Annotated in this window: 25 protein-coding genes and 1 pseudogene; 11 read left to right on the top strand and 15 right to left on the bottom strand. The window is 51.9% G+C overall.

Annotated elements, in window-relative coordinates; translation table 11 throughout:
• The first annotated feature begins 205 nt into the window (after positions 1 to 205).
• From AADEFJLK_RS24935 to AADEFJLK_RS00235, 5 genes are all read left to right on the top strand, one after another.
• Positions 206 to 706, top strand: coding sequence for a hypothetical protein (locus tag AADEFJLK_RS24935; RefSeq protein WP_211299115.1), 501 nt, complete (start codon positions 206 to 208; stop codon positions 704 to 706).
• A gap of 14 nt (positions 707 to 720) precedes the next feature.
• Positions 721 to 1,128, top strand: a complete 408-nt coding sequence (locus AADEFJLK_RS00250) for a hypothetical protein (protein ID WP_088621165.1) — start codon at positions 721 to 723, stop codon at positions 1,126 to 1,128.
• Positions 1,129 to 1,460: 332 nt separating this feature from the next.
• Entirely contained in the window at positions 1,461 to 2,168 is a 708-nt protein-coding gene (locus tag AADEFJLK_RS00245) for a hypothetical protein (protein ID WP_103972899.1), read from the top strand.
• A 620-nt stretch (positions 2,169 to 2,788) separates the two neighbouring features.
• A complete protein-coding gene (locus AADEFJLK_RS00240) occupies positions 2,789 to 5,650 on the top strand; it encodes a COR domain-containing protein (RefSeq protein WP_103972898.1) in 2,862 nt (953 codons plus the stop codon).
• Positions 5,651 to 5,652: 2 nt separating this feature from the next.
• Positions 5,653 to 6,648: a DUF4435 domain-containing protein gene (locus tag AADEFJLK_RS00235; protein ID WP_103972897.1), complete on the top strand. Its 996-nt coding sequence runs from the start codon at positions 5,653 to 5,655 to the stop codon at positions 6,646 to 6,648.
• A gap of 95 nt (positions 6,649 to 6,743) precedes the next feature.
• On the opposite strand, the gene AADEFJLK_RS00230 is transcribed toward AADEFJLK_RS00235, so the two are convergent.
• Positions 6,744 to 8,249, bottom strand: a complete 1,506-nt coding sequence (locus AADEFJLK_RS00230) for a hypothetical protein (protein ID WP_146054470.1) — start codon at positions 8,247 to 8,249, stop codon at positions 6,744 to 6,746.
• A gap of 548 nt (positions 8,250 to 8,797) precedes the next feature.
• Between AADEFJLK_RS00230 and AADEFJLK_RS24270 the strand changes: the two genes are divergently transcribed.
• Complete coding sequence (locus AADEFJLK_RS24270; protein ID WP_170064990.1) at positions 8,798 to 8,965, top strand: hypothetical protein; 168 nt, start codon at positions 8,798 to 8,800, stop codon at positions 8,963 to 8,965.
• Positions 8,966 to 9,033: 68 nt separating this feature from the next.
• Here AADEFJLK_RS24270 and AADEFJLK_RS00225 read toward each other — a convergent pair whose 3' ends face one another.
• From AADEFJLK_RS00225 to AADEFJLK_RS00215, 3 genes and pseudogenes are all read right to left on the bottom strand, one after another.
• Positions 9,034 to 9,216, bottom strand: a complete 183-nt coding sequence (locus tag AADEFJLK_RS00225; protein ID WP_103972895.1) for a hypothetical protein — start codon at positions 9,214 to 9,216, stop codon at positions 9,034 to 9,036.
• Between the two features lie 30 nt (positions 9,217 to 9,246).
• Positions 9,247 to 9,438, bottom strand: a pseudogene (locus AADEFJLK_RS25385) (IS3 family transposase); the annotation flags it as partial.
• A 38-nt stretch (positions 9,439 to 9,476) separates the two neighbouring features.
• Positions 9,477 to 10,685, bottom strand: coding sequence for a transposase (locus AADEFJLK_RS00215; RefSeq protein ID WP_103972893.1), 1,209 nt, complete (start codon positions 10,683 to 10,685; stop codon positions 9,477 to 9,479).
• A 162-nt stretch (positions 10,686 to 10,847) separates the two neighbouring features.
• Between AADEFJLK_RS00215 and AADEFJLK_RS00210 the strand changes: the two genes are divergently transcribed.
• Positions 10,848 to 12,080 carry a radical SAM/SPASM domain-containing protein gene (locus AADEFJLK_RS00210; RefSeq protein WP_146054469.1) on the top strand — a complete coding sequence of 411 codons (1,233 nt, stop codon included), beginning with the start codon at positions 10,848 to 10,850 and terminating at the stop codon, positions 12,078 to 12,080.
• A gap of 717 nt (positions 12,081 to 12,797) precedes the next feature.
• On the opposite strand, the gene AADEFJLK_RS00205 is transcribed toward AADEFJLK_RS00210, so the two are convergent.
• The 8 genes from AADEFJLK_RS00205 to AADEFJLK_RS00175 all read right to left on the bottom strand — a co-directional run bounded on the left by AADEFJLK_RS00205 (position 12,798) and on the right by AADEFJLK_RS00175 (position 19,244).
• Positions 12,798 to 13,112 carry an antA/AntB antirepressor family protein gene (locus tag AADEFJLK_RS00205; RefSeq protein WP_170064989.1) on the bottom strand — a complete coding sequence of 105 codons (315 nt, stop codon included), beginning with the start codon at positions 13,110 to 13,112 and terminating at the stop codon, positions 12,798 to 12,800.
• A complete protein-coding gene (locus tag AADEFJLK_RS23780; protein WP_146054468.1) occupies positions 13,090 to 13,293 on the bottom strand; it encodes a hypothetical protein in 204 nt (67 codons plus the stop codon). Before AADEFJLK_RS23780 ends, AADEFJLK_RS00205 begins: the two co-directional genes overlap by 23 nt.
• Before the next feature lie 95 nt (positions 13,294 to 13,388).
• Positions 13,389 to 13,778, bottom strand: a complete 390-nt coding sequence (locus tag AADEFJLK_RS00200; protein ID WP_103973576.1) for an antA/AntB antirepressor family protein — start codon at positions 13,776 to 13,778, stop codon at positions 13,389 to 13,391.
• Between the two features lie 108 nt (positions 13,779 to 13,886).
• Complete coding sequence (locus tag AADEFJLK_RS00195) at positions 13,887 to 16,865, bottom strand: Tn3 family transposase (protein WP_103972890.1); 2,979 nt, start codon at positions 16,863 to 16,865, stop codon at positions 13,887 to 13,889.
• An 18-nt stretch (positions 16,866 to 16,883) separates the two neighbouring features.
• A complete protein-coding gene (locus tag AADEFJLK_RS00190) occupies positions 16,884 to 17,492 on the bottom strand; it encodes a recombinase family protein (protein WP_103972889.1) in 609 nt (202 codons plus the stop codon).
• Positions 17,493 to 17,689: 197 nt separating this feature from the next.
• A complete protein-coding gene (gene cas6e, locus AADEFJLK_RS00185) occupies positions 17,690 to 18,064 on the bottom strand; it encodes a type I-E CRISPR-associated protein Cas6/Cse3/CasE (RefSeq protein WP_103972888.1) in 375 nt (124 codons plus the stop codon).
• Positions 18,064 to 18,840 (bottom strand): type I-E CRISPR-associated protein Cas5/CasD, encoded by a 777-nt coding sequence (cas5e, locus tag AADEFJLK_RS00180; protein WP_103972887.1) that lies wholly within the window; start codon positions 18,838 to 18,840, stop codon positions 18,064 to 18,066. Before cas5e ends, cas6e begins: the two co-directional genes overlap by 1 nt.
• Positions 18,841 to 18,851: 11 nt before the next feature.
• Positions 18,852 to 19,244: a type I-E CRISPR-associated protein Cas7/Cse4/CasC gene (locus AADEFJLK_RS00175; RefSeq protein ID WP_249027943.1), complete on the bottom strand. Its 393-nt coding sequence runs from the start codon at positions 19,242 to 19,244 to the stop codon at positions 18,852 to 18,854.
• A 25-nt stretch (positions 19,245 to 19,269) separates the two neighbouring features.
• Here AADEFJLK_RS00175 and casA point away from each other — a divergent pair, with 25 nt between their 5' ends.
• The 3 genes from casA to AADEFJLK_RS00160 are packed head-to-tail and all read left to right on the top strand — an operon-like array spanning position 19,270 to position 20,828.
• Positions 19,270 to 19,992, top strand: coding sequence for a type I-E CRISPR-associated protein Cse1/CasA (gene casA / locus AADEFJLK_RS00170; protein WP_249027942.1), 723 nt, complete (start codon positions 19,270 to 19,272; stop codon positions 19,990 to 19,992).
• Complete coding sequence (gene casB, locus AADEFJLK_RS00165) at positions 19,992 to 20,579, top strand: type I-E CRISPR-associated protein Cse2/CasB (protein WP_103972886.1); 588 nt, start codon at positions 19,992 to 19,994, stop codon at positions 20,577 to 20,579. The genes casA and casB overlap by 1 nt, the downstream gene beginning before the upstream one ends.
• A 9-nt stretch (positions 20,580 to 20,588) precedes the next feature.
• A complete protein-coding gene (locus AADEFJLK_RS00160; protein WP_211299114.1) occupies positions 20,589 to 20,828 on the top strand; it encodes a type I-E CRISPR-associated protein Cas7/Cse4/CasC in 240 nt (79 codons plus the stop codon).
• Here AADEFJLK_RS00160 and AADEFJLK_RS00155 read toward each other — a convergent pair.
• Positions 20,718 to 21,029 (bottom strand): HD domain-containing protein, encoded by a 312-nt coding sequence (locus AADEFJLK_RS00155; protein WP_249027979.1) that lies wholly within the window; start codon positions 21,027 to 21,029, stop codon positions 20,718 to 20,720. The two genes, AADEFJLK_RS00160 and AADEFJLK_RS00155, sit on opposite strands and share 111 nt — an antisense overlap.
• A 348-nt stretch (positions 21,030 to 21,377) precedes the next feature.
• Here AADEFJLK_RS00155 and AADEFJLK_RS00150 point away from each other — a divergent pair, with 348 nt between their 5' ends.
• The gene (locus AADEFJLK_RS00150; protein WP_103972885.1) at positions 21,378 to 21,932 is read left to right on the top strand and encodes a recombinase family protein; all 555 of its coding nucleotides are present in this window, start codon (positions 21,378 to 21,380) and stop codon (positions 21,930 to 21,932) included.
• Between the two features lie 358 nt (positions 21,933 to 22,290).
• Here the strand turns inward: AADEFJLK_RS00150 and AADEFJLK_RS24930 are convergent, their stop codons facing one another.
• Positions 22,291 to 23,097: a hypothetical protein gene (locus tag AADEFJLK_RS24930; protein WP_211299113.1), complete on the bottom strand. Its 807-nt coding sequence runs from the start codon at positions 23,095 to 23,097 to the stop codon at positions 22,291 to 22,293.
• A gap of 320 nt (positions 23,098 to 23,417) precedes the next feature.
• Positions 23,418 to 23,678, bottom strand: a complete 261-nt coding sequence (locus AADEFJLK_RS26015) for a helix-turn-helix domain-containing transcriptional regulator (RefSeq protein ID WP_428839019.1) — start codon at positions 23,676 to 23,678, stop codon at positions 23,418 to 23,420.
• Between the last annotated feature and the right edge of the window lie 54 nt (positions 23,679 to 23,732).

Here is a 23,732-nt window from a genome sequence, read left to right as displayed (position 1 = left end):
GGCGGTCTCACCCCGCTTATGGCTGGGGCTGGTACCACCCCAGGGCCGGTTGGCATCGCGGTTGGCGATAACAGCCCACAACAGCCATTAAATTGTTAAAACAATACGGCCCAAGCATTTGCTGTCAAGGCGCGTAAAACCGCCTATAACAATGACCAAACGCTTGCCAGTAACGGACGGATAGATTTTTTGCAAGGCATAAACCATGAAAACACATAACATGCGGATAGCCATGCTGCTGATAATGTGCAGCTTATCTAGCGGGGCTTGGGCGCATGGCGGCGGAGGTGGTGGCCATGGCGGCGGCGGTTGGGGCGGCGGCCATGGCGGTGGCGGCTTCGGCGGCGGAGGCCACAGCGGTGGCTTCGGCGGCGACCATGACCACTGGCATGGCGGTTGGGGCGGGGGCTGGGGAGGCTACCGTGGCGGCTGGGGTTGGCGTGGCGGCTATTACGGCGGCCTTGGCTTAGGGTTTTATGGGCTAGGTTACGGCTACCCTTATTATGGCGGCTATGGCTACGGCTATCCCGCAACAGTCGTCACCGCACCCGTAACGCCGCCCGTTTACATCCAACAAACCCCGCCAGTTACCCAACGCGCCCCCGGCTATTGGTACTACTGCACCCATCCGGCAGGCTATTACCCCTATATCAAAGCCTGTCCCAGCGGTTGGCAACCTGTTGCCCCCACCCCACCTGCACCCTAAATAAGGAGTTTTACATGTCACCTATCACTACATTTTTTGCAGTCACGGCAGTCATGGCTATAGCCGGCTGCACCACCTTACCCACCGGCCCCAATGTCATGGTGCTACCCGGCACCGGCGTGTCGTTTGACAAGTTCCGCACCGATGACACCCTCTGCGAACAATACGCCGCCTCCCAAATCGGGGCGGCGACTTCCGCAAATGCCAGCAGCAGTACCGATGAATTACAAGAACGCTACGATGTCGCCTACGTCCAATGTATGTATACAAAAGGCCATCGGGTACCCATATCAGGGCCGTTCTCTGACCTAGAACCTCATGGCGCAGATATGCCGCCAGCACACATTCCGCCGCCGCCAACAGGTGCGCCGCCACGCCCTCCCCACGATGCGCCTAACAGCCCAGGCAATTTGAACCAATAAATCCCTTGCAACATAAGCCATGCCGCCCAACCACTTTAAGTTTGGGCGGCAATCCCTCCCTCCTGAGCGAAGCCGAAGGGGTTCCGCTTGCCAGGGGGAAGAGCTTTTTCCCTAACTTTCGCCTGTACGACGGGGAAGACATAAACTCCCCACCCCTGCCAAGGGGAGGGCTGGGGTGGGGTTTAACACGCACAGACGCAATGGAACGCCGACTTAACTTTATGCATGTTCCTTAAGTGGCAAAGCCCCAAACAAACCCCATCCCTAACGCACCAAATTAGAGCTATAATGGTAGGAATAACCCAGCCCCACTCTCAGGAAATACCCACCAGATGGACTTAGCAACCCGCCTCAGCCGTTTAAGCCCACTGCTGATCCTTGCCCTCCTGCTCTTACCCGCCCTGTGCCTAGCCCAGCAAAACCTCTTCAATGTCCCCTCGGCAGACATCACCGAAGCCGGACAATTCTTCTTCCAACAACAATTCAACATCATCAGCGCCAACTCCGGCACCAGCAACACCACCCTAGATTACGGCCTAGGCAGGCAACTGGAAATCGGCCTCAACCTGTTCAACCTGGACATGCAAACCACCAACGGCAGCTACCAAAACCCCCACATCCTGCTCAACTTCCAAAAAGGCCACACCTTTAACCAACACTATAAAATCGGCTTCGGCAGCCAATCCGGCCTAACCCCCGCCCTACACGGCCACACCACCGAACTGCCCAGCTTCAACTACATAAACAACGCCGTAGACCTGCAAGAGCACGGCAAATATTTCCTAGGCGGCTACTTCGCCAACCAAGCCTACGCCGGCAAAAACCAATTCGGCTTCATGGCAGGTGCCGAATACCCCCTCATCCACCATAAAATACACCTGATGGCCGACTTCATCAGCGGCGACAACGACCTCAGCGTCGCCGTCATCGGCGCCGCCTTCCACCTCAGCCGCCACTGGCAAATCTCCCTAGGCGCCCAACTCCCCGCACCCACCAGCCACAACGACTACGGGCTGGTTTTGGAGATTACCAAATTGTAGGAGCCAAGCTTTTGTAGTTGACACAGCTTAACCCTAACTAACGCTGGTTCCCAAGCTCCAGCTTGGAAACCTATACTTCAAACGGTCAAGTTTTCGGTTTTTTGGTAGGGTACGCTGTGCGTACCTTTAAAAAACCATCATAAAATCAGTGCAAAAGGTACGCACAGCGTACCCTACGGTGAATTGTAAAAGCCGAAAACTTGGCCGTTCACAGTATAAGTCCGAGAAGCTCCCGCTTCGAGAATTTCAGAAACTAGAAATGCCGTCACTCATTGAGCGACACAAAGCGGAGTGCAATGGCCTTTAGCCATTGCACGATGGCCTGACCGGGTGCAGCAACATTTAGCCTACCGTTTGCATAACACCACCCCCTATAGTGCCTAATGCTTTTTTGGGCTAACCCTACAAGCATCCACCCAACGTTTCGGCACAACCATCCGATTCAACCTATCCGCCTTAACAGCCTTACCCACAAACAAAAGCCAAACGGGCTTAAATCGGCCAAAGCCACCCGCACCTTAAAGAAGCCATCGTAAGACGTTATCATTGTGTTTTATAATAATCCTTAGCTAAATTTGCTAACATGACCCAATCCCCCACCATAAATTAAGCCATACCCCATGATGACAAAAGCAGAATTGTTGGCGAAAATCCATCAAGCTAAGGAAGAGCAATGGCTAGAGCTTAAGTTACCTGGCCAAGGAATAACTGAACTGCCGCCTGAGATTGGGCAATTGCAATGCCTGCAAAAACTTGGCTTATGGGGAAACCAACTAACCGAATTGCCCCACGAAATCGGACAACTGCAAGCTTTGCAAGAGTTTGACTTATGGGGAAACCAACTGAATCAATTGCCCTCCCAAATTGGGCAACTGCACGCTTTGCAACGGCTTGACTTATGGGACAACCAGCTGAGCCACTTGCCTCCTGAAATCGGGCAACTGCAAGCTTTGCAACTCCTTGATTTAGGATACAATCCACTCAACGATAGCTTAACATCCGTCACAACTTTAAAAAACTTACGGGTGCTAGACCTATGCAACACCTCCTCCGACTTTCCCCCCTTCCTAGCCAGATTAAAAAAGCAAGGCGACGGCATTTATATCCCGCAACACAGCCCCAACCTGCCCGAAGAGTTTTTAAAAAAAACTAGCTTGGATATTTATCACTACTTAACCTCAGGCCAAGGCCAACTCCTCCCTCTAAACGAAGCCAAACTCCTGTTTTTAGGGGATGGTACGAGCGGCAAATCCAGCCTAGTTCATTACCTGCTCCACAACAAATTCGCCAGAAAAACCAAAACCGAAGGTATAGACAGGCTACAATGGAAAGGCCTAACCGTCAACGACCAGCAAATCCGCCTCAATTTCTGGGACTTCGGCGGCCAAGAAATCCTCCACGCCACCCATCAGTTTTTCCTCACTAAGCGCAGCATTTATATCTTAGTACTGGATGCACGGCACGGCGAGCAAGAAAGCCGTTTGGAATACTGGCTAAAACTCATCCAAAGTTTCGGCGGCGACTCCCCCGTCCTCGTCGTCACCAACAAAACCGATGAAGAACACCGCCTGACCCTCAACCAGCGTTTTTTGCAAGACAAATACCCCAATATCGTCGGCTTTTATCCTACCTCATGCCGCACAGGCGCGGGCATACCAGAATTAAAAGCCCGCATTATCGACACCGTCGCCGCACTGCCGCACATCCACGACCAAATGCCCGCCTCTTGGTTTAAGCTCAAGAACAGCTTAGAAAGACGCAAAGAAAATTATCTCAGCTACGAAGCCTACCAAGCCCTGTGCGCCAAGCAAAAAATCACCGAGACCGATAGCCAAAATACCTTATGCGGCTTTTTGCACGATTTAGGCATTGTCTTAAATTTCCGCGATGATGACCGCTTCGACCGCCTACGCGAGACTAACGTCCTCAACCCCGAATGGGTGACTAACGCGGCTTATAAGTTGCTCAATAACGTCGAACTCTGTAAAAACCACGGGGTCTTCAGCAAAAGCGATTTAGCCAACCTGCTCGATGCCAAGAACTACCCCAGCCCGAAAGAACACCAGTTCATCATCGACATGCTGCAAAAGTTCGAGATGTGCTTCCCCTTGGCCGATACGGCCAGCGACTACCTCATCCCGCAACTGCTCCCCAATAACGAGCCGGATTTAGGTTGGGACAAAGCCAACAGCCTGCGCTTTGAATACCACTACGACATCCTGCCGCACAGCGTCTTCTCGCGCTTTATCGTCCGACTGCATGAACTTATTTTCCAAAAAATCTACTGGCGTACGGGCGTGGTATTACAGCTCGACGGCAACAAAGCCTTAGTGACGGCAGATATTGAAGACAAAAAAATCTTCATCTGGGTTAGCGGCACCCCCGCAACCCGGCGGGAATTGCTCGCCATTATCCGTAAAGAGCTCCAACACATCCACCGCACCATCAAGGGCTTAAGTGCGAAAGCCAGAATCCCTTATAAGCACATTACTGTCGATTACCAGCATTTGCTGAATTTGGAAGCCATGGGGCAAACAACCTATATCCCCGAAGGCTTAGATGAAGCAATCAAAATACAAGAGCTACTAGCCGCAGTAGAACCTAAAACAGCAGCGCCTACTCCCACCGCTGCTCCCATTACCATCAAACACATCAAAAAACTTGAAATAACAGGCCTTTGGGGCAACCCCACTGTCATTACTTGGGATTTTCAAACGGATGTTAATGTGCTGGCAGGGATGAATGGCAGCGGCAAAAGCACCATTCTGAGCTGTCTGTACCAACTGATAGCGATAACCCCCTTATATGCCCAACGCGATTATTTAAGCATGGTGAAAAAAATCCGCTTATGGACGGATGACAATAAGGAAATAACTTACCTATCGGATAACAAACTTAATAAGCCGCGCATAACCGCCGAAATCAACCTCATCAGCACGTTTGACGCGCCCCTAAAAGCCTTAGAAGCGGTACAAAAGCTTTCCGATGAGAGGGTAACCACCGAATTGGATTGGCAAATCCACCATTTACAACAAGCTTATTTAGAGTATCAATTAAACATCGGCAGGAAAAAAACGGCGGACAATAGTACCGACATCACCGCCCCTCAAACCCGCTTCTTAGCCATTATTGACGAATTGTTCACCGAGACAGGCAAAAAAGTTAACCGCGATAAAAACCATGTCGAATTTTTGGCAGGAGATAAAGAACTCAGTGCTTATCAACTATCCTCAGGCGAAAAGCAATTGCTTATCATCCTGTTAACAGTGCTGGTTCAAGATAACAAGCCGTCTATTTTGCTGATGGACGAGCCAGAAATCTCCTTGCATATCGACTGGCAAAGAAAACTGATAAGCCATATCCGTGAGCTAAACCCCAATGTGCAGATAATCATCGCGTCCCATTCCCCCGCCATCATCATGGAAGGCTGGCTTGATAAGGTGGTTGAAATCAGCGACATTACCGCACCTCAAGCGGGGTAAATATGGCGAGTTCATTCATTGAGAACCTATCATCTGAATTCCAAAAAGCCAACAACGCCTATGCACCAAAAGCCGCCAAGCCCAAAGTGCTTGTTTACGTCGAAGGCCATGACGATGTCGCTTTTTGGCATTACATCTTAAGCCCTTACCAAGCGGAAATAGGCGTTAAATTTGACATACAGCCGTTTACGCAAGGTCTTGAGCAAGGCAAGCCCGCCTTAACCAAATTATTCCCCCAAACTGGCGCGTATTTGCTGGTCTGTGTAGATAGCGATTACGATTACCTGCTCCCCGACCATTCAGAGACCGCCAAAACCATTAACACTAACCCGTACATCCTGCAAACCTACGCCCACTCGATTGAAAATCTCAAATGTTACGCGCCCAGCTTGGCACACGCCTGTGTTAAAGCGACCCAAAACACCAGCGAACTTATCAACCTACCCGACTGGTTGGCAACCTATTCAGAGCAAGTGTTTTGGCTGTTTATCTGGAACCTATACCTGCATAACTTACACGCCCACAACGACTTTACCCAAACCCAATTTTGCGACACCATCCGGTTAACTGAAACACCGTCGTCCACAAATTATGGCGGGGCATTGGCGACCGTTAAACACCGTGCCGAAGAGAAACAGCAAGCGTTAGAGAAAGACCATCCCAAACACGCGCCAGAGCTGGTGGCATTTGCAGAGCAACTGGCTAAGCGCGGCTTAACCCCTGAAACAGCTTATCTTTTTATTCAGGGGCATACACTGTATAACGAAGTGGTGTTACCGTTACTGATACCGATTTGCCGCGCTTTACAAGACGAACGGCGCGACAAGATCAAACAACAGGCGCAACATGAACAGGAAAAACGCCAAAAAGACGGGAACTACCGGAATTCGACGTTAAATATACACGCCGTACTGAACCATCATTACGAATTCGAAGACTGCTTTTTATACGAAAAAATCCGCGCCGATGCCGAAGCGGCGTTAAGGGCAACAAAATAGCAAACGTAGGTTGGGCAAGCTGTTCTGCCCAACATTGCCCAACCTCGCCTGCCTAAAAACATCCGCCCAACAAACCGCCCGACCACAACTAAACCCTACTGCCCCACCGCAAACAACGTCCCATTATTAATCGCATAAACCGTACCGTCCGCGCCGATTAAGGTCGGGGTATACGCTTCGCCCAAGCCCGCCGTCAGCACCACTTGCTCAGACAAGGTGTTGGTGGTCAAATCCCAGCGGTACAGCACCCCGTCCTCACTGTTCGCCAACACCGACTTGCTGAACGGGTCAATGGCGGCGGAATTGATGCACCACTCGCGCACCGCGTTAGGCTTGCCCGCCGTAGGTTCCGGCGTAGCGCCGACAATCGTCAGCACCTCTTTCATCACCTTAGTGCTTTGGTTAACCGGATCGGGCATTTGCGCGTTAGGGTCCAGCACGGCAATCTTATTCACACCATCGGCAAACTGCACATAATTGTTATACTTGGTAAACAGCAGATACGCCGACGACCCCGTATAAGACGGCACTAACGCCGCATTGACCACCGACGCGGTGGCATCCCAACCGAACGAGCCGGGCGTTTTCGTCTTGGTCAACGCGCCGTTAAAATGCAGCAACCAACCCCGGTCATTATGCGAGAGGAAACTGTTCTCCAACACCCCAAAATACACATCCCCATCCGGGCCTACCGTCGCCGAAGCCGAACCGTCTTCCGGCAACAACGCATCCAACCCGGACTTAGGGTCTTTCAAACGGACATGCGCCAACGGCGCGAGGGTGGCGGTATCGACCGCAACCAAATAGCCCGTGCCGAAACTATTGCCGTTTGACACCGCAAAATACAGCTTGCTCTGATTATTGCTTAAGGTCGGCGCATTGTTCATCACTATATGGTTGATACTGGCATCATTACCTGCCGCCGCCGTCGCGGTGACAAACGACACCGTACCGTCAGCGGCGATTTTGGCGACCCCGCTTTTCAGATTCAGCGGGGTCGTACCCAGCGCGACATAACCGAAATAGACATTACCCGCGCGGTCGGCGACCAAGGGCGTGGAGATTTTGATATTAGCGTTATATGTCGTTTTGGCAGCGGTGTAATTCGCCAAGCCATAAAAAGCGATCTGGCCGCTAGCACCCGTCAACGCGTCCGGGCGGTCACGGTAATACACCGTACCGCCCGCGCCCGCCCAATACAGACGGTTTTTCGCGGTCAGCACCGGACTAAAACTCGGTGTCCAATTATGCGGCGGCAAACTGTAATCCGTCGCCAGCGTGTAACGCAACGTCCCGTCACTGCCCTTGCGCACCTCCAGCTTAAAGCCGTCGGTCGCCCCGGTCTTCACAGGTACGATCACATTATTCGCCACCGTCACCACGGGCGAGCCGTAATGGATCAGCAACTCGGAACCGGCATATTGCGGGCTAAGGTCAACCGGGGTCTGCCAGCGGACACGCTGCAACGGTTGGGAGCGCACCGTCGATACCCCCGTATGCTGGGCATCGTGGGCATAGCCCGACCAGATAGGGCCGGCCAAAGCAGCCAACGGCGCAAGCGCCAAGACAGCGAGGGAAATCCGCAGGTTTACAGCAAGCATAATCATCTCCTTGTTGGGGGTAGTAAGGGGGTCAATAGGGTCTTGGTAGGGTGGCCTAAGGCCTGTATTAAACCCTATTCCCATAAAAACACCTAGAGCCGAGTGTATCCGCCCGAACACGATAAAGTTCAAAGCCGGTCAGGCAGGCCATTTCTGCCCGACCGAACCACTAAACTTGCCGCCTTTTATTCAGACCCGCAAAATCCTTATGCCCGCTCCTAACGGCCGATCACGCTATTAATTCCGCCAACCTATCTGTCAGGCAGAAACTGCCCATCCAACACGGGCATAGGATAATCCGCCCCGCCTTCCGGCCTTAAATACGTTATCCTTAACCCATAAATGCGCTATCCCCTTAAAAAACCAAATAATCCCCAAACCACAGGCCAAGTACCCTACACACCTTTTATGAATCGTTAATGAATAAAACAACGCATTCATGAAACAATCTATGTAAATATAGTGCTATTGTAAACTATGTCAACCTGCCCTATATTTACCCTGCGGTTTACCAGAACCGCGCCATTTTAATTAACGAGGATCACTCAATGAACGACTTTTATAAAGATATTGTCATCGGCATCGTTTTTGCCACTGGCTTGTTAGGCTTCGTCTCCGGCGAATTCATCATCTCATCGGCGCTGTTCGCCACCGCCGCCGTTGCCAGTAATGTCAACACCAACCGCAGAAAAGGCTACACCGAGCAAACTTTATGAGGCTAGCCTGGGCAACTCGCGGCCTTAACCCAGCAAATAATAGGGTGCGCAACGCGTACCCTATTACCTTAACGGCCTAACAGGCCATAGCGTTTGAGCGCCACCCGTCTCGGCAAACTCGCACCAAACTGATGCGGCCTATCGACAGGCTGATCTTGATAGCAATAATATTCGGGATAACGCCGCCCCGTCAGCGTATCGGTGCTATCCAGCCACACCACACTATCCACCTGCCCAACCACAAAATCCACTGATGTGTCAACACTTTTCCGGATACAAGGTTAAGCAGCGTTACACGGCAATTCGTAGTCTACAGGGGGCAAATAGCCATTGGCTGAGTGTTGCCGCTCCCTGTTGTAAAAGACTTCAATATATTCAAACACCGCCTGTTTAGCCTCAGATCGGGTTTGATAAATCTCATGATGTATCAGTTCGGTTTTGAGCGTATGGAAGAAGCTTTCTGATACGGCGTTATATCCAAGGGGCAGACCCCTTACAAGTGTAGGTTTTCTTACCCTCCACCCCTTTCTGCATAAACAGCCAAAGTCACGCCGTTGATTTCCGTCAAACCGGGCCATGCCTCAGGCCGCCCCGGTTTGACGGGCAGGGGTTGGTGGTTCAGCAAGGCGGCGACAATCAAAGACCAACCGTGTTGGAAAATGCCGACCATCCGCCAGCGCTTCCCTTGTCGCCGTGCCGCACCCGGCACTGATGGTTCCTTGATGTCCAACGGCGTGTCGGCTCCGGCCTCGGCTTCGCCACCGACGGAAAGCAGCCACCAGGTGGCGATGGCAATGGCCATCCACAGCCGCTCCGCCCGCGCCGGATCATCCATGCGCGTATGTTGCCATTGCCAACCGCCCCGCTTGCTGTGCTTGAAGCCCTGTTCTATCCATGCCCTCAAACCGTACCAGCAGGCGTCGGCGCATTCGGGCGCCAGATCGGTCAGCACCAGCCACGGGCCGTTGTGCCCTTCGCCCCAACAGCCCAACAACGTGCAGGGCAACTGTGTCTTTTTGCCGCTGAACGCGGTGCCGCGCCCCTGCCAACGGCGGCCTTCCGCAGGCACCAAACTGCAAAAGGGATGCCAGCGGCACCAGCCTTCGGGACGGAACGAACCTTGGACATTGACGCGCAGGAACGGATGCCATTTCAGTTCCACGATGGCCCCGAACAGCCATTTCGCGTATAAGCCCCGGTCGGCCAGCACGATGACCGTCCAGCCCTCCGGCAACAGTCCCCGGAAACGCCCCAACAACGCCAGCCATTCCGGTTTCCAGGCATGTTTCTCCGTGGCTTTCAGCACCTTCCAGGCGATCGGCACGGCACAGCCACGGTACACGACACTGATGGCCAGCACGGTGAACCGATCCCCCAGGCTCGTCGCATCCATGGCGATGGCGAGCTGGCGGCCTGCCCAGCCGTCCAATACCCAGGCCAGCCACGGCGCCCAACACTCGGTGACGCAAAGGTCGGCACGCCGCCGCCCCGATTTCGCGCCCGCTTCCCGATAGGTGTCACGCAACCTTTCACGCAGCGTGTTGTACTTTTGCCCCAGCAGCGGCGACAACACGTCGGCCACGGCGGTCAGGCTGCATGAACGCGCGACGACCATGCCAAAACTCCACAACGCCAAGCCCAATGCCTGTGGCTTGCTGAGGGACGGAAAATGCATGGCAATCGTGTCGATCCATTGGTATAGTTCTGGATGGCGGGGCATGGCGGCACCTTCGGTAAACGGATGTTGATGACACTCATCAATTTACTCTCAACGCTTTGCCCCGTCACTTTTTAAAAACCTACACTTGTAAGGGGTGCCCCCACCCCGCTCTTTTATGCCGAGGTGGCGGCGGCAGGGATTTCCGATGCCGGTTACTTCCATATGTATTTCCCGACCCTGGCGCGGAGCAAAGGGCGGCTGTTGGCACTCACCATTGCCTCGCCCGATGCCAACCCCGGCGATGCCGTGACCGCTTGGCTGGTGCGCACCGCCCAGCGGATTCCCGGCCATGTCCGCTGCCACGCGTCCGCGCCCATTGAAGAGGGTTTTGGCTTGCAGGCCAACCTCATCACCAGCAACCCCGAAGCCGACATCACCTATCCAAAGGGGCTGCTCTACAGCCCGCTGTCGTCCTGCAACATGAACTGCATCCATTGCATTTCCCGCGCGACCCGCCCCCGCGCCATCCGCCTGTCCGAGCGTATCCGCCAGGACATCAAAGCCCATGCTCAAGAACAACAGCTCAACTGGATGTTCACCGACTACAGCGGTGACATCTTCTTTGCCGAACACAAGCAACCGGGGGAGCTGGATTTTATTTTCAGCTTAGGGATAGCCATCCACATCGACACCAACGCCGCCTATCTGGATGCCGCCATGATCGAAAAAGTCATGGCCTCCCCGGTCGATGCCCTGAGCATCTCCATTGATGCCGCCCAAGATGACACCTATCGGCGCATCCGGGTCGGCTCGCCGCCTATCGGCCAAGTGTTCGACACCGCCAAGGCCGTTGTGGCGGAGCGGGCCCGGCAGGGCCGCCAAAGCAACTTTAGGGTTTATTTGGGCTTCACCATGATGCGCTCTAACCTCCATGAGCTGCCCCTGTTCATCCAAAAGGCCGCCGATGCCGGGGTCGATGCGGTAGGGTGCCGACATTTGGAACTGTACCATGCCGACATGGAAGACGAGTCGCTGTTCCACCATAAGGCCTATTTCAATTCCATGCGTGCCGCCTGCCTGGCGCTGGCAAAAAGCCTCAACATCAACCTGAACATAGGCGAGGAGTTGTGGGAACACCCCGCCTCCGGCGGCAGGGCGCCGTGCCCGACCCCGTGGAGTTCGGCGGTGCTGCTTGCAAACGGCGACCTGATGGCCTGTTGCGTGCCCGGTTCCAAAATGGGCAACGTCAACGACCAGCCTATTGAGGCTCTCTGGCAGGGCGAAGCCTACCGGCGGCTACGGGCGCGGGTCAACTCGCAAGATCCGCCCAGCTTGTGCAAGTCCTGCCCATTCCGCAATTCGCTGAACGACTATGCCAACCCGCAGGCCTTACGGGCGGGCCTGTCGGCGGTGCCGTTGCTTGAGGAACTAATGGCGGACACGGGACGGGGCTAAGAGGGGTACAGCCGACATACGTGTAAAAATAGGGTGCTAAAGTTTCACGTGATTTAAACAGTCTATTGAGTACCAAGAATTTTAGCAGTGTCTTATTTTAAGTTTCATAAACGAACATTTCTGTAACTCTTACTTTAATGGGGTTAAAGGGGGCTAAATAGGTAACATAGCAAGTAAATGGTACAAAGTTTCATAAACCTGACAAATAATAGATGAAACTTTGTAAACGTAGAGTATGCAATACCCGCATTTTACGTTCTCAAAAGGCACGTCTGAAATAAGCTAAAATTTGAGAGATCGAAAATCGCCTTTAGGGCTTTATGGACAATAGGTTAGCCAAAACCCCGTGGAACTTTAGAGCCTTTTGTTGATTAGCACCCTACACCCACACCAGAATTCGCATTGCCCACACCATCTGCATAAGATTTCGTCATACTATTCCAAACTTTTAACCTATTTTTCCTTTCATCCATCGTCAATTTTGGCGATGGATGAAAAGCGTTTTTTCGGCTAACCCAAACCATTAAAAAGCATCCCAAATCCCAGAATTCCAAACCCAAAATCCTCCCCGTCTAGTCAGGCAAATATCCCCCAGCCACGCAAAGCGGGAACAATAATGCAACCCTCACGGAAAAAAGGACGGCCAATCTCGGCCACCCTTGCCTCTGCTCCGTTTGTCCTGCTCCGGCCGCGGTACACAAAGGCAATAATGCTTTTTTACGGCCCATGACAGGAAAAGCAAAGCCCCCCAAAAAAACCAAGTGCAACCAGAACCGCCAGCAAAACCGGCACCCTGTCGGCGGGCAACGGAAGTGCCGTCCCCGCATCCGGCGGCGGCACTTCCGGCCGCGTTTGGTCGGTTCGAGCCAACAATGCCGCACGGCCTTGGTCGCTCTTCTCCACCATCGCCAATACGTTGGCAATATCCAGCGACAGGCTATAATCGATTTTCGTCTGGAGGCCAGCATTTTCAAGCTCCCCCATTTGGGGGAGCTTGAAATCCAACCCCTCAACAAACCCGTATTCGACCATCCTGTTTTTGACCCACGCCCAAAAACCGGTGCAACGCCCGCGCATCCACCACAGGGCGCAACGTCCCGCCAATCTCCGCCATAAACAACACCGGAACCAAACCGTCCGCCCCGGACGGCATTAACGTTGGCGCATCCCCACCAACACCAACTCCCACAGCATCCGAATCAGTTTTCGTCATATCTTTCCCTTTATTCCAAACCATTAACCCCTTTATCCATCACCAAAATTGGGGATGGATGCAAAGCATTTTTCGGTTAACCAAAGCATTAAAGATCATCCAAAATCCCAGAACCCCAAAACATCAAAACCCAAAATCCTCCCCGTCTGGTCGGAGAAACAGACACCGCCGCGCAAAGCGGGAACAATACACAACGGCAACCCTGCCTTTTTTACGGCCCATGACAGGAAAAGGAAAGCCCCCCAAAAAAAACCAAGCGCCGGCAAAACAGGCGCCCTGCCGGCGGGCAACGGAACAGCCTCCCCCATTTTGGGGAGCAGAAAATCCAGCCCTTCAATAAACCCGTACTGCCTGAACCGACGTTTGACCCAGCTCGAAAAGTCTTGTTTCACGCCCAAAAACCGGTGCAACGCCCGCGCATCAACGGCCGGTTGCAACGTACCGCCAATGTCCTGAGCGAACACGGAAATCAGGCCGTCCGCCACGGACGGCGTTAACGTTGCCGCCCCGACACCCACACTGGCTAGGCGTAAGGATTCGTACGTAAATGGATAGTAGAGCCCTGTAACCCTTATCGTACCTACATTCTTCTTTCAAAACATGATTCCATAGTCAACTGGTAATGGGTGGCGCTCCTTCAGCTCGAACAGTCCGAAGCGATTGAGATGGGATGTCCGGTACGGGCTGAAGCCGGCAATTAGTTCCGGTGTAAGCTTCATCCCTTCCGCCTCCAATTCCTTTAACGCCTGCGTGATGGTATGGCAGTTATGGAATATCACAAGATTGGCGATCAGGTGGTTGTATTTTATGATTTTCAGTTGATCGTCACGAACATTTTCGGCAATGGTATCGGCACCGAAATAAACCCATTGGGCGAACTGGTTAAAACCTTCACATTTATTTTGTGCTGCCTGAATGATGCGGCGCAACTCTTCATCACCAATATATTCCAACAAGAATGTAGTACGAACCACCCGCCCAAGTTCCCGAAACGCAAAGTAAAGCTTGTTCTTCCGGCTGGCTGTGCCCAGTTTGCGTAGTATGGCCGAAGGTGAGATTCGGCCTGCCCGAATGGATTGGGCGACTTGCAGCATGTCCGGCAGATGACAAGCGATCAAATCCCAGTCAACGGCTTCCTTGCTGAACAGCCCGTCAATGTTTTTGTATGTTTCCTGAGGTGCCGGACGAAACCACTTCAAGTCTTTCCAATTCCGTATTCGCGGCATCAGCTTAATGCCCAGCAAAAAGGCCAATCCATAGACCGGAGCGCTCTGCGCCTGTGTGTCGCCATGCAAAATGTCGGGCTGTATGTCCGATTTGTTTTTGGTCAGGCCGTCGAGAATGTAGATCGCCTCCCAAGCGCCACACGGGATGAAATGCGAGAACAACGCGATGTAGTTATCGCTGACGTGATAGTAGGCGACACCGCCATAGCCACCGTAGCGGATGTGGCGCTCCGACAGCAGGTTGTTTTCGTACAAATTCCACTGGGTGCCATCGGCGGCCGCCCGCTTGGTATCGCCCCAATAGCGCGGTAACTGGAACTGGTTGTAGGCATTGATGGTGCCGCAGATCGCCGCCTCCAATTTTTCGGTGGAAGCTTGACGTTGATCGACGAAGGTTATTTGCCGGGCACTAATGTCCGCAATATTGCGGGCTGTTTGGGTCGCCCCCAAACCGGTTCCATAGGCGAAGGTGGTCAAAATTTTACGTCGCGCATCTTCCTTAAGCTTGCCTTGATGCCCACTGAGCGGACTGAAATGTTTGTCCCAACCGATCCACTGTGAAGTATCGGCGAGCACATCCAACAATGAAAGTTCTTTACTATCAAGCTTCTTGGTCAACGCCGCATCGAGCGCCTGGAACCCTTCCGGGATGGGCTTTTTCTTTAGCCGCCCTAATTTCGGACGACCGTCAATGATCTGGAAAAATGGATTATCGGGATACGTGTCATCCGCTTTTTTAGCCGCCGCCGTTAAGAGGCCGCGGACATGCTGGACGAATGGGTCCGCCTCAACGGGCAGGCCGACTTCTTGGCCGTACGCCTCGCGGGTTTTTGCACACTCCGCCAACGGCACCAGTTCATCGCGGGTGTCGGAATAATGGTTGGCCCCGATCACGCAAAGGTCGGCAGATTTCAGTTCCCGTACCATTTGCATGCAGACACATACCTCAAACTGGCGTCGGTGGAGCCTTGTTGGTGCCTCGCGCTGCTGCTCACCCGTGATCAGTTTCCACCACTTTTCCGGCACCCAAGCCAGGTCTGCCAAGCTCAAATAAGCTGAGGTGCCGCTTTTCAGGGTTATCCATTCACTGTGGCGACCACGCTCAGCAAGCATCAAGGCCAATGCACGTTCAAAGCTTAAGTCCTGACTGGTCGAAACGAAGCGCAGCTTGGACAGGATGCGCAATAGCTCCGCCCGTCGGTTGGCAAAGATCGGTTTCATAAAACGGCATTCATTCTTGCCACCGTATTCAGCGTGCAACCGTGAGAATTCGCATAAATCCGGCCTGGCAGAAACGGTTTTACGGACTGTCTGCAACTGGATTTCATCTGATTCGGCCGAACTCAGCACGGTGTCGAGCAATGCGTAGCGCCGCAGAATCTCGTCCGTCTTGCCTTGGTTATCCAGCAAATATTTCTGCAATTTCTCCCCGGCAATACGTGACACCCGGCCCATTTGTTTGCAGAAGATTTCGCAAAGGTCATCGGTCACAATGGCAAGCCGTTGACGAATCACAGCCAAGGTTACCGCATACCGTTTCGATGGCGTCAGATCAGCCATGCTGGCCGCATCAAGCGCGTTACCCTCCAAGGCCCATTGGCTGACTTTCACAACCGGGATCGTTTTCAGAAATGTATTGTAGCCAGAAAGCGCGGTCAATTGGTCGAAGCGTGCCAACAGATCCCGCATGCCATGAACAGTGGGTTTAGCGGGATCCTGTTTGAGGTCGTGCCAAGGGCTGACCCGACGGGGATCATCGCCGACGACGAACAGTGCGTCGAGAAAATCCGCACCCGTTTTGCCCAGAGCATTTTGCACTTGCTCGTATAGCACTTGGTTGGTGGCAGCGCGGCCGGCACGTGCCTCACGCACCAAGGTGTCAAACGCCGGTAACTCATATCGGTGACGAACCAGGATTTCTATCCCGACATTGACGATGTCCGCCACGTCTTCCTTGGTTAATGCTGCTTCGCCGAGCGTGGTACGGAGCAAGGCCTTGCCCTGGGTGTCGAAAGGTTTTACGTCCAGGAATTGCCGCACTGCCGCCAAATGGTTGTCGCGCACTTTTGATTGGTCGTAGTTGTGCAATACTTCCCGATCAACCCGGCGATTGATCACCGTTGCGATATGTTTGATGATCCCTTCAGGCACTTCGTTAGATGCTACAAAATAGCCCAGTCGTTGGAATGTCTTCAATAAAACAACAAAACCGAGCAGCGTCGTCGGCAAGCGCGTGACGTTGGCACAAAACACCAGCTCTTCATCAGTTGGTGTATAGAACTGTTCCAACTCCGCCTGCGTCATGCGAGTCTTGAAGCGTGGATAGGCGGTATCGCTAGGTTGCAAGTCGTAGCACCTGACTGTTTACGTTCTAGGGTCTAGCATTGTGTGTGATGCCAAAGCGGCGTCCCTTATTCGCATAATAGTTTGTCGCGTTGTCTTGAATTCACGGGCTAACTTAGCAACATTAATCCCTACAGACAGTTTTTCAATAACTGCTGCACGTTCCGCCATGTTTAGCGCTGGCGGCCTGCCAAATTGTTTACCGGCAGCTTTGGCCCGATCAATTCCTGACTGTGTCCGTTCAATCAGCAGGTCTCGCTCGAATTCAGCCATAGCGGCGATCACTTGCATGGTCATCTTCCCCGCTGAACTGGTCAGATCAACGCCTCCCAGAGCAAGGCAATGTAGGCGAATACCCATACTAGAAAGTTGCTCTACGGTTGACCGTACATCCATAGCATTACGCCCAAGCCGGTCAAGTTTTGTCACAACCAAAATATCGCCGGATTCCATCCTGTCAATCAACTTGGTAAAACCTGGACGCTCCTTTGCTGTCACAGATCCGCTGATACACTCCTCAATAAGCCGCTGGGTTTCGATAGAAAACCCTGCGGCTTTGATTTCTATAATTTGATTCTGGGAAGTTTGGTCTGTAGTCGAAACTCGACAGTAAGCGAAAACTCGTGACATGGGCCAATTCCGTCCGAAAGGGATGTACGAATTATAGCGCGTGTACGAAATACATTTTACCTATTTTCGTACACCCAGTAGAGGACATGTCCGAAATCGGTCGGTTTCGGACTAAATAATGTGGTAAAAACGGCGTGATTGTAGGCGGGATGCGTGTTGCAGGCCGCTACTATCCATTTACGTACGAATCCTTACGCCTAGCCATCCATCACCACATCATGCTTTTTGCCTTGCCGAGTAACAACCGGATTGACCCGGCACCCGAATCCCAGACGTTGACCTTTTTCCAGTTGCGGGCGGTAATGTTTCGATTCAACCGTAAACAGCGAATTTTCGGCTGAAATCGGTTGGGTTTGCGAAATGACGTAATAGATGGGTTCGCCGCGTACAGTGGGTAACGCACCCAATTGTTCACGGGCAATTTCTTCACGGTATAAAAACGTGCGTTGCTCCTGTCCGGGAAACAACCGCCACAGCAAACTGTGCACCCCGTGGCTATCGCTTTGGAATATTCTCGCCAGTTCCGGCAATTCTTTAATATTGGAACGTATTTTGATCCGAGAAAAATACATCACTTACCTCCTTGATATAGATAATGTTCCTGACGCGGCATAAATTGCCAACGTTTGCGGGATAAAGGTTGGTCGTGACGGATGCGGGTTTGGCGACAGTTTAAATCGGACGCGTCGGAAAAATCTTCTTGTGTACCTTCCCAGTAATAATGCCGCTCACCAGAAATAGCCAACCAATAACTGTCGCGCTCGCTTAGCCGGCCATCATTGTCTTTATGCGTTGGTAACAGCGGGCAATGCCGATAGGCTTTAAACGCCGCCAAGAAATTGGGTTGATCGGCCAATAATTGCGGATTGAGGGGTGCCGACAAGGGACAGGATTTACGACCCAAATACAGATGGAACATAGGCTTTAACAATTTTTCCTGAATCTCGGCCAAACTAAACGGTGCATCAGCCAAGGCTCGGACGGCAACAACCGCCAAGGCATCGGTGCGGTATTCGCGGCTAGACAAGATGGTGCCTAAGCGTTCCTTACCCAAGATTATTTCATCGCGACGGGTGCGGTAAATAAACTTGCCGACGGCATCCGGCACTTGCGCGGTGTGGTAATCGCGCAGCAAGTGTCCGGCGGTGAACGATTCCACCGCCATGGCATAGCCTTCTTGCAATTGGCGTTGTTGTTCCTCATCTTGCCTTTCTAAGCCTAAGGCCGCACCTAACAAACCGAGCAAGGCCGATTTGCTGGGATAGTGCGCGGTGTGGCGGTTTTCACCCACGGCAATCTCGCCCCAGCTTGCCATCGCGCCGTATAAACGGAAGAGCAATAAATCCATGATCTGCTCCGTTATTGACCGACGAAATCGAGCAATCCAGCTAACGTGCCTTGTTTCTCCGGCACGTTCAATTCGTAACGGTTGTCCGCACAGGTGCCATACACTTGATCGAAACTGTCTTTTTGTTCGGTGATGAGCTTGATGGCATCGGCTAGGAAATCTTCATTATCGCGGCTGAGGGGTTTCAGGTAAGCCACCGACAAGGAGCGCGGTTGTTGGTCCCCTTGTTCCGCCAACACATACGAGGCATAAGCGCGGGACGCAAAGCTGTTTTGCTTGCCTTCCGGCGCGACTTTTACTGCCGCTTCCGTGATGGAGCGGATGGCTTGGTTTGCCAGCGCTGCGTTGCCATCCAAATTTTTAACCAACAAGTCGCGGTTGATGCAGATGTAGGCGTAGAACAAGCCGGCGGCGAAACGGGTTTCGCCAATGTGCGCCGCGCCCCTAACGCCTTACCGCTTTGATCCGAAGAAAGTCAATTTACCCTTGTCACTTAAAGGCCAGCAAGGCGGTTTGGGGTATCGGCATTGGCTGGGGCTGTCGCTACAAGATGCCGAGAACGGCGATGAAGCCGCCAAAATCGTGCAGTTTTACAACACCGAACGGGGGCGGGCATTTCGTGATCACGGCTCCGCCTCGCTTTGGTGTTTTGGCTACGACATGGACAACATGAAAGCCCGATGTTGGTACGAGTCGCGCTTTCCGGTTTATTACCTCAACGAAATGCAACGCAACAATCTGACGGCTTGGGCGGGTGAATTGGTCGGTGCAGCTAAAGAAGTAGTAAAAATGCTGCGCGGACAAGTGAAAGCCGCCTGGTTTCGCCGCCCCGAAGATGTCAAAGGCGACATGAGCCAAATCGACGCGCAATTTTGGCAAGCGACCGAACCTGAGTTCTACCGACTGCTGGAACAACTGGCAACCCTGCCCGCCGATACCCGCAAGGCACCGACAGAAATTTACGCAAGCTGGTACAAAACCCTTGAGCGGCAGATGTTGCGGATTTTTGAAACTGCCACGCTAGCGGCAACACCGGAAGATTTGGATTTAAAACGGGTTGTGAATGCCCAAAAGAACTTGCGCGGCAAGTTTTACGGGAGCAAAACCATGAAAGAACTGAAAGCAAAAGGCATAACCCAAGAGGCGACATAATGGATAAATTAACATATGAAGAAAGTAAAGCGTTAAAAAATTGGCACACTTGGCTAGATGACAATCGTGGCGACCGCGCCCGTCTGCGTCGTGCGGATAGTCCAGAAGACATTTTGCTGACCGACGCCTTTTTCCACTTTTTACAGCGTATGGATCAAGCCGCGCCGAATTGGTCGCAAAACACACCGATACTGACCAGTGCGTGTCTGGCTGGGGCGTTGTCGCATGTAAAAACTGACAAACTAACGTCCAGCAAGCTTTACAACAATAAAGAGACGGATGCACCCAAGAAAATGGCGGGCTTTGCCGAACAATTGGCGACCCCACCAGAAGGCAAAGGCAAAGCCCCTATGAGCGAATTGCGTTTCCAGCAATTACAAAAAAGCCCGACGGTTGATGATTTTTACCGCCGGATTATCCGGGCGATCCGCTTGCTGGATGGCAACGTCAACCTCGTTTCATTAGCCAACGACATCATCCAATGGCATCAGGAATTCGACAAACCCATCGGACGGGAACCCGCCAAACGCCTCGCCGTGCGCTGGGCAACCGATTATTTCACCGCTTTACCTAAAAATTCTGATTAAGGAGACCTTATGAGCCGTTTTATCCAATTGCACCTATTGACCGCCTACCCACCCGCCAACTTAAACCGCGACGACCAAGGTAGCCCTAAAACCGCGAAAATGGGCGGTTATGACCGTTTGCGGGTGTCTTCGCAATGCTTAAAAAGGACGTGGCGGACTTCCGACTTGTTTCAAGCGGCAACCTTGAAAGGCACGGGAAAACTTGCCCAAGTCATGCAAAACCAAACAGAAGGTGAAAAATGTCCTTAACCACTCTGGAGTTACTTGTAGTTGCATTGCCAGTTGCTTGCAAGTCGGTTTATCGGGAGCCAGCAAATGCCAGCCCACAGCAGCCACATCCAAACAATGGTAAGGCAACAAGTGATATTTTGGAGTGTCGTCGTTTTCCTGGCTGTCTTTCTGGGCTTTGCCCCAATAACGATAATAGGGGGCTTGTATACCATTAATCATAATAATAATTACTCCGCCAAAAGAAAGTATCCAAAGAAAAGGCAGCCAGATTACCGCTTGATCCATACGATGCTCGGCAAACAGGGGGAGCACGTTACTTCGTAACGTCAGCAGCTAAGTTATTAATATTATCACATGACACCAGTAAACCATTGGTAAAAACAGCTAAGTGATTACATCTTGATAATAGGACAGGGGATTGGCTTGTATCATAAGGTGCAGTTTCCTTTACACATCCCAAGCCACCCGCAAACCCGCATCCCACCGTGTAAACAATATCCTGTTATCAGTTTATTTTACATGTGTTATGATAACCCTTAAAACTTAATTTACAATCAGGGGGCTACCATGACAGGCCAACAGGTGGGCTATATCCGCGTCTCATCCGCACAACAAAATACGGACAGGCAATTGGCTGACGTCAAACTGGACAAGATTTTTGAAGACAAGGTGTCGGCAAAAGACACCAGCCGCCCGCAACTACAGGCCTGCCTCAACCACCTCCGCGAAGGCGACACCTTGCATGTCCATAGCATTGACAGGTTGGCGAGGAACTTGTTCGACCTCCAGCAGATCGTCACCGGCTTGGCAGGACAAGGGGTCTGCATCCATTTCCACAAGGAGAACATGACGTTTTCCGGTGCAGCCAACCCGATGCAAGAGCTGATGTTACAGATGCTGGGGGCTTTTGCGCAATTCGAACGGGCATTGATCAAGGAACGGCAAAAAGAAGGCATTGAACAGGCGCTCAAAAAAGGCGTTAAGTTCGGCGCACGGCCTAAGCTAAAGCCCGGACAGGTCGAGGAGTTGAAAGCCAGGGTGGCCGCAGGGGAAGAAAAAAGCCGACTGGCAAAAGAATTTGGGATCAGCAGGCCGACGCTTTACAAACTTATTGCATTGTAAAGCAATGAATTTGGGTAGCCGTAAGGATTCGTGAAAAAAAATGCAATAGCGGAATTTTATGTGCCATTTCTTTTTTAGCCAGAAATTGATATGGTACTCCAGTCGTAAAGCACTTGTTTTTCGATAAATTGATAAGGCAATAAGATTAATTATCCATTCGGGATAAATTATGTACGAATAAACAGCGTCGCTTTGATATTGAATGCGAAAAATATAGTTTACAGGTTTTCCGTACGGAATTTTTTCTTAAAAACAACTAATGGTGGCTGTTATTGACCGGTTTTCGCATTAATCCTTACAGTGACCCAACATGATACCGGCCAATTGCAACGTAAAGACTAGACCCTTGAGAGTAATATTAGAGGCCATCAAAGCAGGCGTTGACAGTTGTAACCACTTTCTCAAATATTTCCTTTTTCTTTTTTCCGATAGCGGGTTCCTGGTTTTCCTGTCCCAGGTATAGATCGGCTTGCATCAACATTTCTTGTTCGCCAACCTTAATCAATACGATCCTCCCCAGCTCTCCGAATATCTTATGATCGAAGACATAACAAAGCCCCCTATGGTCATATCCACTTGAGGCGGTGACATCAGGCGGTAAATCATCAGGACGCAACTGCCTTAACCCTGGCCGTAGTTGCACTCCCTCTGCAAGCCATTGTATTTTTGCCTGTTGGTGTTTTGTTTTCCCCAGTTTCTCAAGCTCTTTTTTTATCTTCCTTGGATTTGGCGTGTTATCTATTGGGGATAGGTGCAGTCGTTTGCCTTTTTTCAGTTCTTGAGTCCCCCTATCCATAACCACCGCCAGAAGATCGGCAATATTTTTGGCATCCTGGAATAACCGCACCTTTTCATCTTGCGCAAAGTGCCGTCCTAGCCCCTTACTCAGCATGACCTCAAATTCTCCCGTAACAAGAAAATTGCCATCCATAATGGTGTTACCCGCACTGAACTGCCTGTACCGCGAAAGTGTTTCGCAACAGGCGTGGACGAGTGGTTTCATTTTCTCATCAATATCTGGGTACATATCCTCGGCAATAGCCTGATTCAAAACAAAGTCGATGCCATTACCGCGTAATTCAAAGCGGTATAAAAAGATAGATACATCATTCCCGGCTATATTTTTCAAATTCACCTCATCTTTAGAGGACAACACACGGATCATCCTACAGTTGCAATTATTGTGATCCCGCGAAAATGAAATGCAAGCCCAACCATTTTCAAACCCGAGCCGCTACAAGTGTCCGGTGCGCGGCTGGGCGATATGCGGGTTTTGTTGGGGCATCCGCAAAACCTTGCCAGCACCGCACGAGAAAGGATTATTTCATGGCAAACACGCTTTGGCGGCGGGCGGGTGCTATGCGCTACCCGCACCGAGCCTCAACAGTCTCGACCATCCGGTAACGCCCACTTTTGCGAAAGCTTACCTATATCCGCAACAAATCAACATGTTTACATGTTGATTTGTTAGCCTGTCACCTGCCTTTAAGGGGCGTGATTTTCCACAGGCAGCTTTTGTGGGGTCAGGCGGTAGCCCATCGCGTGCATAATGGCGTTGACGCTGCCAAATTGCGGGTTGCCGTTTTCCGACAGGGCTTTTTGCACACCCTTCCGGCTAAAGCCGGAAACTTCCGCGATGCGGCTTACACCTTTGACGCGGCTCACCACGCGCAAAGAAGCCATCAGGGAAGCGGTGTCGCCGCTCTCGGCATATTCATCAAAGAGGACAGTAATGTAATCGTCCATCTCGTCAGGATGATTGCGGAGGTATTCTTCTTCAACCTCACCAATCGTTCTATA

The organism is Methylovulum psychrotolerans, assembly GCF_002923755.1.
In the GTDB taxonomy this organism is placed as follows: Bacteria; Pseudomonadota; Gammaproteobacteria; order Methylococcales; family Methylomonadaceae; genus Methylovulum; species Methylovulum psychrotolerans.
The sequence above is the reverse complement of the archived record's forward strand: the minus strand, read 5'-3'. Positions and strand labels throughout refer to the sequence as shown.